Origin of the sequence: Microcoleus sp. BROC3 (genome assembly GCF_036702515.1) — a bacterium.
Lineage (GTDB): Bacteria > Cyanobacteriota > Cyanobacteriia > Cyanobacteriales > Microcoleaceae > Microcoleus.
This window is the reverse complement of record NZ_JAUBTQ010000038.1, coordinates 20,585-38,798: the sequence shown is the minus strand read 5'-3', so window position 1 is coordinate 38,798 and position 18,214 is coordinate 20,585. Positions and strand designations below refer to the sequence as shown.

The following is an 18,214-nucleotide window of genomic DNA, read 5'->3' as shown; positions in this document are numbered from 1 at the left end:
AATAAAATCCGCCCGTTGCTCTCAATGGCAGTCAAGCAGCAGAACATATAACTCTGCAATTCAACTTTTCAATAGGTGATAATTATCATCTTGAAGTGGGCATCTTACATAGAATCAATGAGGTCATTCTACCATGCAAAGCATCTACCACGCTCCAACTTTTTGCCACAAAAACGTAGGTAAATTCACGGCAAATATTGCGGAAAAAATTAGCGGAAAAACAGCAATTTATACTCAGGAAAAAACAATAAAACCAGCAAAAACAGAGGAGTGTTTCCTGTCTCAAAAACCCTGTAGCGGTGAGGGTATTGGGCAACCCCACAGAGAATTTTTGCTGTTGACTGAATCGGTGGATGGCCGGACTGTAAAAAATGTACTGTTCGTCGATTCGAGAGTAGAGAACTGCGATAGCTTGGCAAGGGGAGCAACAGCGGGTACAGAGGTATTTGTACTCGAATCGACGCGGGATGGAGTAGAGCAAATTACTAGAATTCTGGCTAATTGTAGCGATTTAGACAGCATTCAGATCGTTTCTCACGGTCGAGAAGCGGGGGTGCAACTAGGGTCGATCGAACTTTGCAGCGATAACTTAGAAACCTACAGCCCTTTGTTGCAGCAGTGGGGAAAAGCCCTCAGCGAGAGAGGAGATATCTTGTTATTCGGGTGCAGCGTCGCAGCAGGGGAAAGGGGCGCGGCCTTCGTGCGGCGGCTGAGCTTGATTGCCGGTGCAGATATTGCAGCGAACGACGGCTTGACGGGGAGTGCGGAACTCGGCGGCGACTGGGAATTAAAATTCGCCACAGGGGAAATCAACGCGAGTATCGCCGTTGAAAAAGAAGTGCGGGAGGCATACAGTTACGTCCTCGGCATCTTAGTTAACGAGACTTTCAAGAACGCGACAGTTAGGGGACCTTGGATTTACGGGGGAAAAAACGGTGCGCTGTTCAATCCCGGGGGGCCTCCAGCAGCGAATCAACCTATCCCCGGCATTACCGGAGGCACAGTATCCGGCGTACTTCCGGCTTTGGGCGGCGATAGGCCCGGCAATGGCGTTCTGCGATTAACTCCAGCAGTAAACCTTCGGGAAGCCTTCGTCATCTACAACAACCCCATTCCTTCAACCGACGGTCTCAGAATCCAGTTTGATTTTTATTCCTACGGTTCAAGCCAGCAATCTCCTGCTCCTTTAGACTCATCTATTGACCCTCAGCCGGCAGACGGCCTGGGTTTCTTTTTCATTGACGGCACTGTCAGCCCAACTAGGACTGGGGGTTTTGGCGGTTCTTTGGGCTACGCTCAACGAACGGGTATACCCGGTATTGAAGGAGGTTATTTAGGCATTGGACTTGACGAGTTTGGCAATTTTTCAACATCCACAGAAGGGCGATCCGGCCCGGAGCCCCCTCCGATTCCCGGATCCTCTATTGGTGCTTTCAGACCTGATTCCGTAACGGTTAGAGGCAATGAAGCAGACGGTTATCCGTTTTTAACAAATGCGATCGTTCCCTTCGGCATCGATAACATTCCTACGAGTATTAACTTTATCGGCCCTCCCGGCAGCACTTTTAACTTCAGCAATACGTTCACGAGCGATCGCGATTTAGCCAAAAGATCCGTTCAAATTACGCTGAATCCATCTAACGATCTAGAAGATAATCCCTCTCGCCTCACCGTTGCCTTCGATAAAGAATTCGACGGCATCTACGAAACTACAGCGATCGACATCCCCAACTTGGTAAACACCAACGGCGCAATACCGCCAATTTTCAAGTTTGGTTTTGGCAGTTCGACAGGAAGCGCCAACAACGCTCACGAAATTCAAAACCTGGTAGTAGAAACTATCAATCCTCCCAGTATCTCGGCCGACATTGCCACGATCAAGACCGGCCCGCAGTTCGTCAAGCCCGGGGGCAGCATTACCTACACGATTACGACAGTAAACAGGGGGCTAGCGCCCGCTACAAATGTCCTGATTCAAGACGAAATACCGTTAGAAATGCTGCTTCCAGGCGGATTGCCGCCGGTTCTGAGTGCCTCCAACAACGGCACTTACGTGAACCAAACGAAGGCCGTCACCTGGCCGTTAATTCCCGTTCTCAATGCCGGCGAGACTCTCACTTACACCCTGACAATTAATCTGCCGCCCGGTTTAACCAGCGGTAGCAGTTTTGCCAACGTTGCATTCAGCACTAGCTCGACTTTCGACCCCGACCTCAGCAACAACAGCGGTATACTCCCGCCGGGGCAAGTCGAGGGGCCTGGTGTAGTCTCTACCACAGTTGTCGATACAGTCGCGGATTTAGTAACTACCAAAAGCGGGCCTTTGACTACCTCGGCCGGGTCAAGCGTCACCTACACGCTGACTACGACTAACAGGGGGCCAGACCCCGCTGCCGACGTGACTATCACTGACAGCATTGTTCCGGGTTTAACAGGAGTCAGCGTATCCGATAACGGCACTTACGACCCAGTTTCGGGCATTGTCACCTTCCCTGCACTGACAGCGCTGGCAAATGCGGCTACTGCGGCCGGCACTATCAGTTTCATTGCCCCAGCCACCCGTACCGCCATCAGCAACACGGCCCGGAGTAGCGCGGCGACTTTCGATCCGATCGCCACTAACAACAACGGTTCGGCAACCAACAAAGACGGCACTCCCACTAACTCTAGCGTTACGACAAGTATCGGGCCCAACGCGGATCTTGCAACCACCAAAACCGGCTCTACCAGTGCTACCCCCGGTAGCTCGGTCAGCTACACGATCGCCACAGTCAACTTAGGCCCGAGTCCTGCAGAAGCTGTAACCATCACTGACAGCATAGTTCCCGGGTTAACCGGAGTCACGGCATCTAACGGCGGCGTTTACGACCCAGCGACGGGCATTGTCACCTTCGCGCCCGTGGCAATTGCCAACGCGGAGACAGTCACCCGGACGATCGGCTTCACAGTACCGCCCACCCTAACTTCCATCAGCAATACGGCCAGAAGTAGCTCGATCACTCCCGACTCCACTCCGGCCAACAACAACGGTACAAACCCCACCGCCACCGTCACCACCACCGTCAGTCCCAGGGCCGATGTTGTTACCCAAAAAACGGCTCCGGCCGCCATCAACGCCGGCGGGACGCTCACTTATACAATTGCTACTACCAACAACGGCCCCAGTCCCGCAGCCAACGTAGTCATCACCGACAGTTTGATTCCCGGCTTAACTGGAGTCACCGTGTCCGACGGCGGAACCTACAACCCAAGCACAGGGACGATCGAGTTCCCAGCGATCGCGAATTTAGCCAGCGGCAGCAGCGTCACCCGCAGCCTGAGGTTTGTACCGCCGCCTACTCTGACGAGCATCACCAACATTGTATCGAGCCGATCGTCCACTGCTGACCCCGACTTGACGAACAACAACGGCTCCACAGTCGCAGCGCCCGGTCAGCCTGGGGGTCGAGTCACTACCTCGATCGGTGCTGTGGCCGATGTTGTCACCCAAAAAACGGCTCCGGCCAGCATCAACGCGGGCGGGACGCTCACTTATACAATTACTACTACCAACAACGGCCCCAGTCCCGCAGCCAACGTAGTCATCACCGACAGCCTGATTCCCGGCTTAACGGGAGTCACCGTGTCCGACGGCGGAACCTACAACCCAACCACAGGGGCGATCGAGTTCCCAGCGATCGCGAATTTAGCCAGCGGCACCAACCAGAGCCGCACCATCAGCTTTGTACCGCCGACTACCCTGACGAGCATCACCAACATTGTATCGAGCCGATCGTCCACTGCTGACCCCGACTTGACGAACAACAACGGCTCGACAGTCGCAGCGCCCGGTCAGCCTGGGGGTCGAGTCACTACCTCGATCGGTGCAGCCCGCGCCGACCTGGTTACGTCCAAGACCGGTCTCACATCTGCTCCTGCCGGCAGTTCTGTGACTTATACTATAACTACCGCCAACAACGGGCCGAATGCTGCTGAAAACGTAGTGATTACAGACAGCATCATTCCCGGTTTAACGGGAGTCAGCGCATCCGATAACGGCACTTACGACCCAGTGACAGGGGTTGTCACCTTCCCAGCAATTCCCAGCTTGACTAGCGGCAGCAACACCAACCGCGAGGTAACAGTAGTCGTTCCGGCGACGGGCACCATTAGCAATACTTCCCAGAGCCGATCGACCACTTTTGATCCAGAACCCAGCAATAACAACGGTTCCGAACCCAGAGCCACTGTCACCACCGCCATCAGCGCTCAGCCCGCACCCAACCAATTTCCATCAGCCGACAGCAGCAACGCAGGGCTAACGCCCAACAGCGCGGTCAAAATCAGCGGACTCGGAGGCAGAGACTCAGACGGCACAGTGGTTACGTTCACCATCAACACCCTGCCACCGGCAAATCAAGGCGTCCTGTTCTTGGGCGACCCCGCAACCGGGGGAGTAGCCGTCACGCCCGATCAAACCCTGACAGCCGAGCAAATCACGCAGTTATTCTTCCAATCGGCAGACAATTTTACAGGGGCTAACTTTACCTACAGCAGCAAGGACAATCTCGGTGACAGCAGTCCTGCTGCCACAGTTTCTCTGGTGTCGCTGGCGTTCAACGACCCGCCGGTACCGACAAATATCAGCAAGACGCTACCGCCAAACAGCACCTTAAACCTCACAGGACTGACGACCACAGACCCCGACGACTCGATCGAATTCTTCACCATCAACACCCTGCCGCCGGCAAATCAAGGCGTCCTGTTCTTGGGCGACCCCAGCCAGGGAATCCGGGTGACGCCCAATCAAAGACTGAACACAACTCAAATCAGCCAGTTATTCTTTCAAGCAACCAGCGAATTCGCAGCCGCCAACTTTACCTACAGCGCCACAGACAGCCGCGGCGCTATCAGTCCAGCCCCCGCTACAGCCTCTCTGCTAGCACTATTACCTCCCGCCGACCAGCCACCGGTCGCCAACAACTCCAGCGTCGCTTTGTTGCCGGGAACAAGCGCAAACATCCCCGGACTCGGAGGAACCGACCCCGACGGAACGGTGGTTTCCTTTACCGTAAACACCTTGCCGCCTGCCAATGAAAGCACGCTGTTCTTGGGCGAGCCCAGCCAGGGAGTGCCGGTCACGGCAGGTCAAACCCTGACACCCGAGGAAATTACTCAGTTGTTCTTCCAGGCGTCCGGCAATTTCACAGGGGCAAACTTCACCTACAGCGCTACAGACAACCTCGGTGCCACGAGTGCGGCAGTTGCCACTGTCTCTGTCATTCCCCTTAACGAACCGACACCGGAACCCGCGCCGACACCCGCGCCGACACCGGAACCCGCCCCCGCGCCGACACCGGAACCCGCCCCCGCGCCGACACCGGAACCCGCGCCGACACCCACACCGGAACCCGCGCCGACACCCACACCGGAACCCGCGCCGACACCCACGCCGGAACCCGCGCCGACACCCACGCCGGAACCCGCGCCGACACCCACGCCGGAACCCGCACCGACACCCACGCCGGAACCCGCGCCGACACCTACGCCGGAACCCGCACCGACACCTACGCCGGAACCCGCACCGACACCTACGCCTATTTTCGGTCGAGTTGCCGAACCGGATACTGGTTGCGGTTGCGACCCCTTGCCCCTGCTGCCGACGATCGCATTTATCCAACCCCAGCCTTCGCAAATACTTAACTTCGACTCAAACGCCGGAGAACTCATCGACATCCAAAACGCGATTCTAGGCACTCCCGGAAACGATTCCTTAACAGGGAACGATGCTAACGAACTGTTTGTCTCCTTTGGCGGCGACGACACAGTTTTAGGTGAAGGCGGCAGTGATATCGCTTTCGGCGACCAACAGCGAGACTTCATCGCTGCCGGTAGGGGCAACGACATCGTTTATGCGGGCAAAGAAACCGATGTGGTGTTCGGGGGCAAAGAAGACGATCGCATTTTTGGCGATCGCAATTCCGACACATTGTACGGCGATCGCGGCCCCGACACGATCGTCGGTGACAACGGCAACAGCATCGACTTGACCGGTAACAACGGCGACCTGATTTTCGGCGGATCTTCAGGCGACGCGATTGCTGGCAATCAAGGCAGCGACACCGTTTACGCGGGCAAAGGCCCTGACATCGCGACAGGGGGCAAAGAAGAGGACTTGATTTGGGGCGACAAGAACCCGGACACCCTCTACGGCAACAACGGAGACGACTCTCTGTTCGGCGGCGTCCTCAACTCCCAGGGCAGCGACCCCGAGGGCTTCGATTTGCTGTTTGGAGGCGAGGGCAACGACTTGATGAACGGCCAAGAACAAGACGATACCCTCCTGGGCAGCAACGGCCGAGATTTGGTGTTTGGAGGCAAAGGGGGCGATCGCATTTTCGGCGAAACTGACCCAGACACTCTCTACGGCAATCAAGGTTCGGACACGATACTCGGCGACTACGGCAATGCCGCTGGCAGCATAATTGCTACCGAACAAGGCGACTTAATTTTCGGCAACGACACCGGCGACATCATCGGCGGAGGTAGCGGTAACGACAGCATTTTTGCCGGCAAAGCTAACGACTTAGCGGTAGGTGGCAAAGATAACGACATGATTTGGGGCGAACTCGGTTCCGACACGATAGTCGGCGACGAGGGAGACGATTCGCTTTACGGCGGCTTGCAAAACCAGTTAGTGTCGGATGTTGACGGCCGCGATTTGCTATTTGGCGGAGATGGTAACGACTTCCAGGGCGGCGGTGAGAGTTCCGACTCTCTCGGTGGGGGTTTTGGCAATGATACTGTTCGCGGCGGCAAGGATGACGATTGCGTGCACGGAGATGCCGGCGACGACTTGATTTACGGCGATGACGGCACCGATATTTTGTGCGGCGATGAGGGCAACGATACCATTTTTGGCGATCGGGGGGAAAACGATCTAGGCCCCGTGGGTGCTAGCGGCCAGCAAGACTGCATCAACGGTGGCACCGGCGATGACCTTTTATACGGCAATGAAGGGCAAGATACTCTCAACGGGGACGATGGCAATGACACTCTCAATGGAGGAAAAGATGCTGACATTCTCAACGGGGGTGCAGGAGATGACTGGCTGTTTGGCGACGGGGGAGATGATACTTTAATTGGAGGTATTGGGAGCGATCGCTTTGTGTTAAATAGCAACAGCGGTATCGATACAGTGCTCAATTTTGAAGTAGGAACTGACAAGTTTGTCCTCGCCGACGGCTTGAGTTTCGACTCCTTGCGCATTAACTCCACCGCCAACGGCACAGTCCTGCAAGTTGCTACGACTGGTGAGGTTTTGGCTCAGGTTTTTGGATCTAATAATTCTCTGAATGCTGTGGATTTTATGACTCTTGCTCGGTAAGAGAGGACTCATATTATGTCCCGTAAAATAACCAGGATCGGGTTGGTATTGAGGACTCCAGTCCTCCGAAAACTCTCTCTGAATTCCTCACTACCAACCTGATATTGTGGTTTTTTCTTGGGATAGAATCAGGACTGATATCAAATCCGGTAGCATCGTCTGGCTTCAAATCCAGTCCAAATTAAACTGCGGACTGTGCAACCGGATTCGATCTAATTCATCTGCGTTTATCTGTGTTTATCTCCCTGTATCTGCGGTTAAAATAATAGAATGTATTAACCGCAGATGACAAGGGATTGACGCTGTTTCACGCAGAGGTCGAGAAGAGATATATGAATAATTCCGATGCTAAGCTGTTCGGCATTTAAATTGTCTGTCAAAAAAACTCAAAGTCTTGTGGGGCGGGCGTCCCGCCCGCGGAGAATATACAATTTAAATGCGCGAAAGCTTAACAAATTTAATATTACGATTACGCAAAAACCCGGTTGCTTCCAGTAATTTGGTCGTAAACACTCGATCGTGACAACCAGAAACCGTTTTTTTTGGAAGCGTGCGTCCAGGACAGATCGTAGAACTTTAACCGGAGCGTATATGGCTCTATGCACACCACACTTTACGGCTGTTTGTTCAAAAAATCTAATCCTAAAAAAATAGCTGCGATGCTTCCTGCTACACAAATTTCTCGGTTTGATATTTTTGACAAAACTTCGGCAAGCGGCACTAAAACTACTTCAATATCTTCTGTAATATCCAATTGTATTTTGCTAGCCAGCTTGACATTTTTAGCAAAGTATAGGTAAATAGAATTTGTGTCTTTTACGGGGTTATCATATAAGGTTGCTAGTTCCACAATTTCTTCAGCAACATATCCCGTTTCTTCGGCAAGTTCTCTGGCCGCAGCAGATTGCCCGCTTTCTTCAGCAGGATTGAAACCTCCGGCCGGCAGTTCCAGCAAAATCTCGCGTGCCCCATGCCTGTATTGGCGCACAAATACAAGTTCTTGCTGCTCTGTCGTGGCAAATATTAGGGCGATATTGGGTCGGATATGAACAAAAAAGTCGTCGATAATTTGTCCGCTTGGCAATTCTATTTCATCTTGTCTAACCTGACACCACTTGTTGTTAATAACGAAGCGCGACCGCAATAATTTCCATTTAGTTAAATTTTTCATATCGCCATAATGCTAAACTTTCAGCGTCATCCGAAGGCACAATTTTCCCATCAATAATTTATTTCAAATCTCAAATTTCACTCAGCCGCCATGCCATACAAAACATTACTCCCAAGATTTTGGGAAGACTTACAAAAATTGACTGTTAATTCTCTAGCACGCGGATTGTTGGCGATCGAGTCACTGAGTTTGAGTCTAGCAGTCGCCGCCGCAGTTGCAGCAGTGCCCGCAGCACAGCAACCAGCAAATGCTTCTACAGTCACAAGTTGGCAATTCGATCCGGCGACGAATCAGTTAGAAATTACTCTCCCAGAGGGAACAACGCCCAAGTATTCTCTACTCAATCCCAGTCAAATGGCTGTGGATTTGCCCAATACGGAGATCGCAGTAGATGCAACTCAGCTATACCCGCAAGGCACAGTGCGTTCTGTGGAGGTGAGTCAACTTCAACCGGGAACGGCGAGAATTATGGTCAATTTGGCTCCCGGAGTCGGTTTCAGCGCAGGGAAAGTTCAATTCCAAAGAATCGGAGTAGAAAATCGCTGGGTGTTGCGTCCCTCGATCGAACCGACTTCGAGTATGGAAACTCGGGAAACTCAATCCCAGCCTGTAATAGAAGTACCGCAAAACCAGCCGCCGAGATATCCCAACTCAACTGCTGCAACAGAGGTCGATCGAGCTGAGCCTCCTACTTCCCCGAATCCCGCTACAAATTCTTGGCAGCAGCCAACTCCAAACGACCAAATCCGGCCGATAACACTGCCTTTAGTTAATTTTCCCCTTAACGAACGCCGTGGGGTACAAGCTGCTGCTGTAACCCGCTTAGATCCTCCAAGAACGGCGGCTGCTGCACCCCAACAGCGGATGCTTATTTTTGGTGAACCACTTCCTCGGGGACGATCGAATGCTGGTTAGCAGGCTACAGTCAAGTTTGATGAAATTCTTGTGGGGAGTAGGGTTGGGCCTCCCGCCAGCCCGAAAAATACAGTGCAAGATGCCCGACAGCTTATGAAATAAAGTAGGGACTTAGGCCAAGCCTAAGTCCCACCACATATCTGTATTTCACCTAACTTAAAACCGCTATATCGGCGATTTAGAAACTTTGACCTTCAGTCGTTGGAGCTATCGAACCCGGTTGGTTGAGGAACAGGTTTTTAGCGCCGTCGTTTTGGTAGATACAGTTAATTTCGGGTTGAGCTTCTAGGGGGCCGGTGAAGCCAAAGGTGTTCATGCGATTTTTGCACTCTCGCACTTGGTTTTGGCTGATGAGTTTTCTTTGTTCCAGAATTGCCCAGTTATTGGTTCGCAGGACGCATCCGGGGCGCATACTCGGCTGCGAGATGTAGACGTTGAAGGGGTTGAGGGTGACGTAGAGCCGCATATCTGTCACCATAGCGCTTGCTCCAAACTGCACGCAAAGTTCTGGGTTCGGGGCGCTGCGATCGATAAATTCGCGCGATGCTACGTTCTCTGGGCTAATGGTAGCGGTGGAGCTAAAAGCAATGCCAATCCCAATTCCCAGAATAAAGACGGCTGTTAAAATCCCAAGGGTGGCGGAATTCAGGAAAGAGGGTTTGCCGGACTGAGGTTGGCGGCGCGACGGTGCGCCAAACAAGCCGGAGTCTTCATCTCCCCGGGATGGGTCGCCGTTGAATCTGTCGTCGTTGTAGGATTTAGGTTTGCGTTTCATATAAGGTTCCGTCAGTTCTGGAGACTCAACAGGTAGTAGTTTGTTATTTTTAACAGAGCTCGCCTTTCTAATATTATGGCGCTAGGAAGGTTGTTGCTACAGGCCAGGACGGCCTCTGTGGCTTTGGCGTGGGGTTCACAGCTCGCGATCGACCAAGGGGCTGCCTTGTGTGAATTTTCAGATTTCAATAAAATAACTGAAAGTGACACACTCTTGCACAGCGGAGGAATCCGGCTCAAGATTGTTGACAAATTTTAACATTTTACAAGTCAGGAGGTATAGATTAGTGTCTGTCGAAATTATTCAAAAGCCTTCCACAGTCCGCAAGCTTGCACCGCGCTACCGCGTTCTGCTGCACAATGATGATTTCAATCCTATGGAGTACGTGGTGCAGACTTTGATGGCGACGGTACCGAGTCTGACTCAGCCACAGGCGGTAAATGTGATGATGGAAGCCCATACTAACGGGATGGGATTGGTGATTGTTTGCGCTCTCGAACACGCTGAGTTTTACGCTGAAACACTCAATAATCACGGATTGAGCAGCACCATTGAACCTGACGATTAGAACCTAACGGTACTGCAACGGATTCGCCCAGCCGGTTTCAGACTCATACCGTCCACCGTCATACCAAAAAGCCAAGGGTTAGGCCCTTGGCTTTTTGGTATATTTAATCCGGTAGATATGGAAATTTGAAGAGCATAGGTTGTTCGGAACGGCCGGAAGTGCTTCGGAGCTAGGCGAGATCGATCGCCAATTTCAACTCTCCAATCTCAAATCTTGATTCGAGGAAATTAATAACGTCCTCCTCCGCCTCCTCCTGCGCGACCAAATTTTCCAGGGCCGCCGCCCCGGTTGCCGCCACCCCGGCCGCCTTCATCTTCGCGGGGCTTGGCTTTGTTAACTTTGAGGTCGCGACCCATCCACTCTGCTCCGTCGAGAGCACTAATGGCTGCATCTTCTTCTGCATCTGTGGACATTTCTACAAAACCGAAGCCGCGGGGGCGACTGGTTTCTCTGTCGGTAGGTAGATGTACTCGCTTAACGGTTCCGTATTCGGCGAAGACGGTGGTGATGTCTTCTTGGGTAACTTGGTAGGATAAGTTACCGACGTATATCGACATGAGGAATAACTCCAAAATTTAGACAGTGCGAAGATTTCAGTTTCGGAGAGTCCCCTGCCGATACAGAAGGGCAAGTTTTTAGACAATTCTGTAGCAATGAACAAAGCCTGCAACTGAATCTGATTCACACTTGGTACTTTAACATAGAATAGCGTCTTTTGAGTAGGTTTCAGGAGTTAATTAGGTAGTTCAAATTAAACGTAAAACTTTTAGGGTATTCAGAAAGCCGGTTCCTCGGTTTGATGTTTTGGCAAGGTGGAAGCACAGAAAGTTGTGGTGCCGACTCTCACCGCAGGAAAGATACGTCTACCTTGCCAAAATTGGTACTCAAAGCTAGATTCAGGTTTTCCAGGGCTTTGACTAACCAAACCACGCCTTCTCGGGTACTGAATTCGTAGTGACCGAACAAAATTGCTAACCGCTTTTCTAGGTATGGCTTGACTTTGCCGCAAATTAGTACGATCTTCAGCAGCAAACCTGTGGTTTGGGTGGGGCCGAGGTTTGAGATCAGGTCGATGAAAACAAAGTGGTTGGGCCGCACAGGACTCTCTACTACTAGAAAGTTCAATAACTGGCTGCAAGTTCTGATCATTAAAAATTCGTTAAACTTCTGACCCTCGCTGTGAGGAAGGGTATTTTGTAGTTGCTTATACAATTTTTCGTTAAATAGACGTTTGCCGTAGCGGTCGTCGGTGACAGAAGAAATCAGGTATTCGTACAAGTCGTCTTTAAAGGAGCCGTAGGACTGAGTTGTGCTGGCGTTCGTCCTGAACCGGCTCGCTAGCTGTCTGTAGGTATCGGCTCCTTCTACTTTTCCCACAAATTGCTTGAGGGCAAAGAACAGTTCCGGGTCGCTCAACAGCGTCGGGTTTTTTATAGGCTGTATATTTCTGCCAAAGGAAATTGATGTTTCCCGACGTGCTATTTGGGCTTTCCTCACTTGATGAGCGACGTATTGCGAGAGGTTGACTTCAAATTGCTGCTGCTTTTGAGCTTGGATTTTTTTAATGATTTTCTGCTGTTCGTAGGTACTGTCGTCACTGAGGAGGCAGTGTTTGTAGAGGTAAGGATAGCGAGGAATTAAGTTTCCCAGGGCAAGGCTAGCGGGGGTTTTGCTGTGGCTGCTGTCTTCATTGCTGTGAGTGATGACTTTGGCTAAGCGTTGGAGGGTGAGGTACTGTTCGCTTTCGGTAAATTGATTTACTAATTTGGGGATGGAATGAGTCGCCCGCGATCGACTGTATCCAAATAATATTTTCGGGGCTTCTTCAAACAGAGCGATCAATTCAGGGATGGCTGCTTGCTTGCTGGGGTATGTTTGCCAGCGGTTGATCAGGATGTGGCAGCAGCGGTTGAGGATGTACTTGAATTCTTGTTCGGCGTGTTTTGAGGCTGCTATTTTTTCGAGTGCGTCGGCGACGGATCGATCGGGATATCCGGTACCTTGGATAAACAAAGTGCGAAAACGGCTGATGAGTTCGGCCGGCGGCTCTACTTGTACCAACTCCATCCAGTGGTTGTAAAGTAGCTGTTCTTCTTCTTCGTGGCTTTGTCTGTTGTAGTCGTTCACTGTGGATTAACCCTCCGAGGCTGGGGCAGGAGCTTTCAACGCTATTAGCTTAATGAATTGGCAGTTCAAGGGCAACAATTGAGTCAAGCGAGTTTTTCGCCGGATGAGGCTTAGGGGTAGAAGCTGCGAGCAGCTTAAGCCGATCGATATTTTTTGCTTAGTTAAACTATTTACCAACACCAGCATGACATGAATTGTTGCTAATTAGCAAGGCCTAAAATCACCCTAGACTTTGTAAAGTATTGGTAAAGATTGGGGATGGGTACGGGAGGATTTCTTAGTTGGCTGACGATTTAATATTAGGATTGTCAAGGTCAATCCTCGTCGGCAGCCCTCAATCAGTTAAATGTGAGGTCTGGCGAGGTAGGATTAGCTGTGAAAATAATTATTTGAAATGTGAGTGCTGGTTATGGTTTGTCGCGTAAGTATCGCCCAACTTGCTGAAATTTTAACTGTACCTTTGCCTGCTGTGTCTGAAGGCGTTTTGACCGCTTTAGGGACAGGTATTGCCACAGATACGCGCACTCTTGAGGGAGGCGAAGTATTTTTGGCGCTGCGGGGAGACAATTTTGACGGCCATCAATTTGTGGCAAAAGCCCGAGATTTGGGTGCGATAGCAGCGATTGTCGATCGAGATTGGCAAGAGGAATTGCCTAATTTTCCGCTGTTGCGCGTTGACGATACTTTAAAAGCTTATCAGTCGATCGCCCGTTGGTGGCGCGACCAATTCAGTATACCTATAGTTGCTATTACTGGTTCTGTAGGTAAAACTACTGTTAAAGAGTTAATTGCGGCGGTTTTGTCAACGAGTGGAAATGTTCTTAAAACTCAATATAACTACAACAATGAAATTGGAGTACCAAAAACTCTGTTGGAGCTTTCACCGGCACACAATTATGCTGTAATTGAAATGGGAATGCGCGCGAGTGGCGAAATTGCGCTGCTGTCGCAAATTGCGCGTCCTACTGTGGCGGTAATTACTAATGTAGGAACGGCACATATCGGGCGACTGGGTTCGGAAGAGGCGATCGCCCAAGCTAAGTGCGAACTGTTAGCCGAAATGCCTGCTGATAGCATTGCTATTCTCAATCACGATTGTGACAGATTAATCGCAACTGCGGCCAAAGTTTGGTCGGGAAAAACTTTAACTTACGGTTTAGAAAGCGGGGATTTGTGCGGGGAATTGCTGAATCATAATACAATGTTTGTAGAAGGTCTGGAATTGCCGCTGCCGCTGCCGGGACAGCACAATGCTGTAAATTATTTGGCGGCTTTGGCGGTAGGAAAAGTGTTAGGTATTGATTGGGAAGTTTTAAAGCAAGGTTTGTCTGTGCAGTTACCGGATGGAAGGGCGCGCCGCTACGATTTGCCGCAGGATATTGTGATTTTGGATGAGACTTACAATGCTGGTTTGGAGTCGATGTTGGCCGCCCTGAGACTGTTAGCAGATACTCCTGGAAAGCGCCGGATTGCGGTGTTGGGAACCATGAAGGAATTGGGCGACAGGGCGATCGAATTTCACCGACAAGTGGGAACGGCGGCGCGAGATTTGCATCTTGATGCTTTATTTGTTTTTGCTGATTTTGAGGAAGCGGCGGCGATGGCTGCGGGTGCGGCGGGTTTGCCTTTTGTGGAGGTAGAAGATATTGCGAGGGAGAATTCCCGAGAAGATTTAGCAAGGCATTTAATGGAGTTTGTCACACCGGGCGATCGCATTTTATTTAAGGCCTCTCATTCGGTGGAGTTAAATCGAGTTGTGGAGAAGTTTCGCGCTGATTTGGCTGGCGAATAATATCCTGTCCGCGTCAAGAATTATAATTAAGTTCGTAGTGAGGACTAAAGTCTTCCTAAAACTCGCTCGGAGTGAAGTCCTCGCTACAAACTCATGTATTGCACAATATGATATCATCTCCAAAGTACGCGCGTGCGGAGCTATCCCGAAGGGAATCGCCCTGCTTCACTCTCCTGACTGAATTTGACTTCTCACCCACTCCCGGAATAAGCGAATTAAAGCATTTTCTTTTGTAGTCCTCCTCAATTCCAAAAAGCGCAGCATATCAACTTGCGACAAAAAAGGAAAAGTCGGAGAAACATTTCTTTCTCCATATTCCTGTGCTTCCAACTGATAAATTATTAAACGGTTTCCGTCGTAGCGCCAAACTTCCGGCACGCCTAAACTTGCATATAAAGAAAGTCGATCGATCGAACTACTTGTAACGTCAATTTCCACAACTAAATCTGGCGGCGGATCTTGATTGAGATCGATTTGTTCTTTGTCCCAAACCACATCCTCATTTTCGATATAGTAGCACTGATCCGGTTCCAAACCGCGAGCCAAATCCTCGCGCCTGCAAGTTAGAGAACCCAAACTACAAATTTCAACATTCAATTCATCACTCACGCTTTCTACAAAACGTCCCAATATTTTTTTGTACTTTTCGTGGGGTGCTGATGGAGTCATAATTTCTAAATTTCCGCGATCGTAAGTCAGGCGAATTCCTCTCTGTTGGGCTAACTCATTCAGCAGGGATTCGTATGTTTTCCAGCTAATGTTTTTCAGCAGAATTCCGCTACTTTGACTCGGGATCAGGGTGGCTGTCATGGCTACCTGCCTGGGTTGTAAATTATTGATTGTATATTAGCAAACATTATCTTGATTGATGCGCGATCGCCCTTTTAGAGCGACTTTTGAAGCGAGCATCTCTTTCGGAGAGTAAAAAGCATTTTTTAGGAGTGTGAAAATAAAATTGGGATAAGCCCAGACGTATCTAAGTTTTACTGTCAAGTGCGATGGAAATCTTGTGGGGAGTTGGGGTTGGGCGTCTCGCCCGCCCGAAAAATACAATTTAGATCCGCCTTGGCTTATTCCCATTGATCGAGGTTAAAAACTAAATTTTTCTAGTTTTTAACCTTGGTGATTGAGTGCGACGAATCGATTCGTCGCACTCAATACATTACTTCGCAGCTTGACGCTCTTTTGCCGCTTTGATCACTTCTTCAGCGATGTTATTCGGACAAGGAGCATAGTGCGAGAAGGACATGGAAAACTGGCCGCGCCCAGAGGTCATAGTACGCAAATCGCTAATGTAACCAAACATTTCGCTCAACGGCACATCTGCCTTGATCCGCGCTCCTGTTTGTCCTGTCTCCTGAGATTTCATCATCCCCCGGCGGCGGTTGAGGTCGCCGATCACGTCGCCCATGTAATCATCTGGAGTGAATACATCGACATTCATAATCGGTTCGAGCAACTGAGGCCCGGCTTTCGGCAAAGACTGCCGATAAGCCGCTTTGGCAGCAATTTCAAAGGCCATTGCTGACGAGTCAACGGGGTGGAAACCGCCTTCTAGTAGGGTGAATTTCAAGTCCAAGCAGGGGAATCCGGCCAAGACGCCTTTGTCGATGCAGCTTTCAAAGCCTTTTTCGACCGCTGGCCAATATTCTCTCGGTACGCTACCACCGGTCACTTTGGACTCAAACTGGAAGCCACTTCCCACCTCACCAGGCTCGATCACATAGCCGATTTTGGCAAATTGACCGGAACCACCTGATTGCTTTTTGTGGGTGTATTCGTCTTCGAGGCGCTTGGTAATCGACTCGCGGTAGGCTACCTGTGGTTCGCCGACTTCTACTTCGATGCCGTGGGTGCGCTTGAGAATGTCTACTTTGATGTCGAGGTGTAACTCGCCCATCCCCTTGAGAATCGTTTCGCCGCTTTCTTGATCCGTCACCATGTGGAAGGATGGGTCTTCTTGCACCATCTTGGTGAGGGCTGCTCCCATTTTTTCTTCGCCGCCTTTTTGTTTCGGTTTGACCGAAATCGAAATAACGGGATCGGGGAATACCATCGGCTCTAGGGTTGCGGGATTTTTGGGATCGCAGATAGTGTGTCCGGTGCGGACGTTTTTCATGCCGACGATCGCCACAATGTCCCCTGCTTGGGCCGATTCAATTTCTTCGCGAGAGTTGGCGTGCATCTCCACCAAACGGCTGACGCGCTCGGTTTTGCCGGTGGCGGTGTTGAGTATGGTGTCGCCCTTGGACAGAGTACCGGAGTACAGGCGCGTGAAGGTTAAAGCACCGTAGCGATCGTCCATGATCTTAAACGCCAGTGCCCGCAATGGCTTATTGGGATCGACAACGGCAAATTCGCCGGTTTCATGCCCATCGAGATCGACTTCTGGCTGCGGTGTGACTTCCATCGGGTTCGGCAGGTAGTCAACTACAGCATCGAGAACCAACTGCACGCCTTTGTTTTTAAACGATGAGCCGCAGTAGGTGGGGAAAAATGCCCGATCGCGAGTACCTTTGCGAATGCAGCGCTTGAGGTCGTCGAGGCTCGGCTCGTTGCCTTCGAGATACTGTTCCATCACAGTGTCGTCTTGCTCGACGGCCAGTTCGATCAACTTTTCGCGCCAAGTTTCGACATCATCGACCATATCAGCCGGGACATCTTTAATTGTATAGTTCATCGGATCGCCGGAGTCATCCCAGATCCAGGCTTTGCGGGTCAGCAAATCGACTACGCCGCAAAACTTTTCTTCTATGCCGATCGGCAATACCATTACCATCGGTTTAGCGCCAAGGATTTTATCGACTTGCTGGACAACGCGGTAAAAATCTGCACCGGTGCGATCGAGCTTGTTGATGTAGATAACGCGAGCGACTTTGGAATCGTTAGCGTAGCGCCAGTTGGTTTCCGATTGCGGTTCAACTCCACCCGAACCGCAGAACACACCGATGCCACCATCGAGAACCTTCAAAGAACGGTAAACTTCGATCGTAAAATCGACGTGTCCCGGGGTATCGATGATGTTGAGCTGATGCTCGTTCCAGAAGCAGGTGGTAGCAGCGGATTGAATCGTAATCCCGCGCTCTTGCTCCTGTTCCATGAAGTCAGTCGTCGCCGCGCCTTCGTGAACTTCACCTATTTTGTGGATTTTACCTGTCAGTTTCAGGATTCTTTCAGTTGTGGTGGTCTTGCCAGCATCTACGTGGGCGAAGATGCCGATATTTCGATAACGAGTGAGATCTTTCATAATTACTGTTGAGATTAAATGCGACGAACCGTCGGCGACCACCTGCAAGCGTGACAAGCGAGGAATCAATGTTGCCTGGTAAGGCCAGTACAGGCTAGATTTTCTTTCCCTGTTTCTGGCAGGACTATCTTAATTTTGACACTTCCCCGTCATTCCTGCGAAGGATTTTTGGTTTAATCAGTACGGGAATCCTTACAATTCATAAAAATACCCTAGACCAAGGGAAAAATCCTCTGTGAAAGTTAGGTTGGGT

Annotated in this window: 10 protein-coding genes; 4 read left to right on the top strand and 6 right to left on the bottom strand. The window is 50.8% G+C overall.

What is annotated here, in order from left to right:
• Positions 1 to 133: 133 nt before the first annotated feature.
• Positions 134 to 7,366, top strand: coding sequence for a DUF4347 domain-containing protein (locus tag QUB30_RS22540; protein WP_333337743.1), 7,233 nt, complete (start codon positions 134 to 136; stop codon positions 7,364 to 7,366).
• Between the two features lie 613 nt (positions 7,367 to 7,979).
• Here QUB30_RS22540 and QUB30_RS22535 read toward each other — a convergent pair.
• A complete protein-coding gene (locus tag QUB30_RS22535) occupies positions 7,980 to 8,537 on the bottom strand; it encodes an NUDIX hydrolase (RefSeq protein ID WP_333337740.1) in 558 nt (185 codons plus the stop codon).
• A 90-nt stretch (positions 8,538 to 8,627) separates the two neighbouring features.
• On the opposite strand from QUB30_RS22535, the gene QUB30_RS22530 reads away from it, so the two are divergent.
• Complete coding sequence (locus QUB30_RS22530; protein ID WP_333337736.1) at positions 8,628 to 9,452, top strand: AMIN domain-containing protein; 825 nt, start codon at positions 8,628 to 8,630, stop codon at positions 9,450 to 9,452.
• A 178-nt stretch (positions 9,453 to 9,630) separates the two neighbouring features.
• Here QUB30_RS22530 and QUB30_RS22525 read toward each other — a convergent pair whose 3' ends face one another.
• The gene (locus tag QUB30_RS22525) at positions 9,631 to 10,227 is read right to left on the bottom strand and encodes a DUF3172 domain-containing protein (protein ID WP_333337734.1); all 597 of its coding nucleotides are present in this window, start codon (positions 10,225 to 10,227) and stop codon (positions 9,631 to 9,633) included.
• A 286-nt stretch (positions 10,228 to 10,513) separates the two neighbouring features.
• On the opposite strand from QUB30_RS22525, the gene clpS reads away from it, so the two are divergent.
• Positions 10,514 to 10,795 carry an ATP-dependent Clp protease adapter ClpS gene (gene clpS / locus QUB30_RS22520; RefSeq protein ID WP_190658451.1) on the top strand — a complete coding sequence of 94 codons (282 nt, stop codon included), beginning with the start codon at positions 10,514 to 10,516 and terminating at the stop codon, positions 10,793 to 10,795.
• Positions 10,796 to 11,022: 227 nt separating this feature from the next.
• Here the strand turns inward: clpS and QUB30_RS22515 are convergent, their stop codons facing one another.
• Entirely contained in the window at positions 11,023 to 11,352 is a 330-nt protein-coding gene (locus QUB30_RS22515) for an RNA-binding protein (protein WP_333072609.1), read from the bottom strand.
• A gap of 286 nt (positions 11,353 to 11,638) precedes the next feature.
• Positions 11,639 to 12,922, bottom strand: a complete 1,284-nt coding sequence (locus tag QUB30_RS22510; protein WP_333337730.1) for a hypothetical protein — start codon at positions 12,920 to 12,922, stop codon at positions 11,639 to 11,641.
• A gap of 409 nt (positions 12,923 to 13,331) precedes the next feature.
• Between QUB30_RS22510 and QUB30_RS22505 the strand changes: the two genes are divergently transcribed.
• The gene (locus QUB30_RS22505; protein ID WP_333337728.1) at positions 13,332 to 14,714 is read left to right on the top strand and encodes a UDP-N-acetylmuramoyl-tripeptide--D-alanyl-D-alanine ligase; all 1,383 of its coding nucleotides are present in this window, start codon (positions 13,332 to 13,334) and stop codon (positions 14,712 to 14,714) included.
• Positions 14,715 to 14,879: 165 nt separating this feature from the next.
• Here QUB30_RS22505 and QUB30_RS22500 read toward each other — a convergent pair whose 3' ends face one another.
• Together QUB30_RS22500 and fusA are read right to left on the bottom strand one after the other, a co-directional pair.
• Entirely contained in the window at positions 14,880 to 15,524 is a 645-nt protein-coding gene (locus QUB30_RS22500; RefSeq protein WP_333337725.1) for a Uma2 family endonuclease, read from the bottom strand.
• A 352-nt stretch (positions 15,525 to 15,876) separates the two neighbouring features.
• A complete protein-coding gene (fusA, locus tag QUB30_RS22495; RefSeq protein ID WP_333337722.1) occupies positions 15,877 to 17,961 on the bottom strand; it encodes an elongation factor G in 2,085 nt (694 codons plus the stop codon).
• Between the last annotated feature and the right edge of the window lie 253 nt (positions 17,962 to 18,214).

Excerpts from the sequence above, each read along its gene's own strand:
- QUB30_RS22540 (WP_333337743.1), top strand. The coding sequence starts at position 134 with ATGCAAAGCATCTACCACGCTCCAACTTTTTGCCACAAAAACGTAGGT.
- QUB30_RS22535 (WP_333337740.1), bottom strand. The coding sequence starts at position 8,537 with ATGAAAAATTTAACTAAATGGAAATTATTGCGGTCGCGCTTCGTTATT.
- QUB30_RS22530 (WP_333337736.1), top strand. The coding sequence starts at position 8,628 with ATGCCATACAAAACATTACTCCCAAGATTTTGGGAAGACTTACAAAAA.
- QUB30_RS22525 (WP_333337734.1), bottom strand. The coding sequence starts at position 10,227 with ATGAAACGCAAACCTAAATCCTACAACGACGACAGATTCAACGGCGAC.
- QUB30_RS22515 (WP_333072609.1), bottom strand. The coding sequence starts at position 11,352 with ATGTCGATATACGTCGGTAACTTATCCTACCAAGTTACCCAAGAAGAC.
- QUB30_RS22505 (WP_333337728.1), top strand. The coding sequence starts at position 13,332 with ATGGTTTGTCGCGTAAGTATCGCCCAACTTGCTGAAATTTTAACTGTA.
- QUB30_RS22500 (WP_333337725.1), bottom strand. The coding sequence starts at position 15,524 with ATGACAGCCACCCTGATCCCGAGTCAAAGTAGCGGAATTCTGCTGAAA.
- fusA (WP_333337722.1), bottom strand. The coding sequence starts at position 17,961 with ATGAAAGATCTCACTCGTTATCGAAATATCGGCATCTTCGCCCACGTA.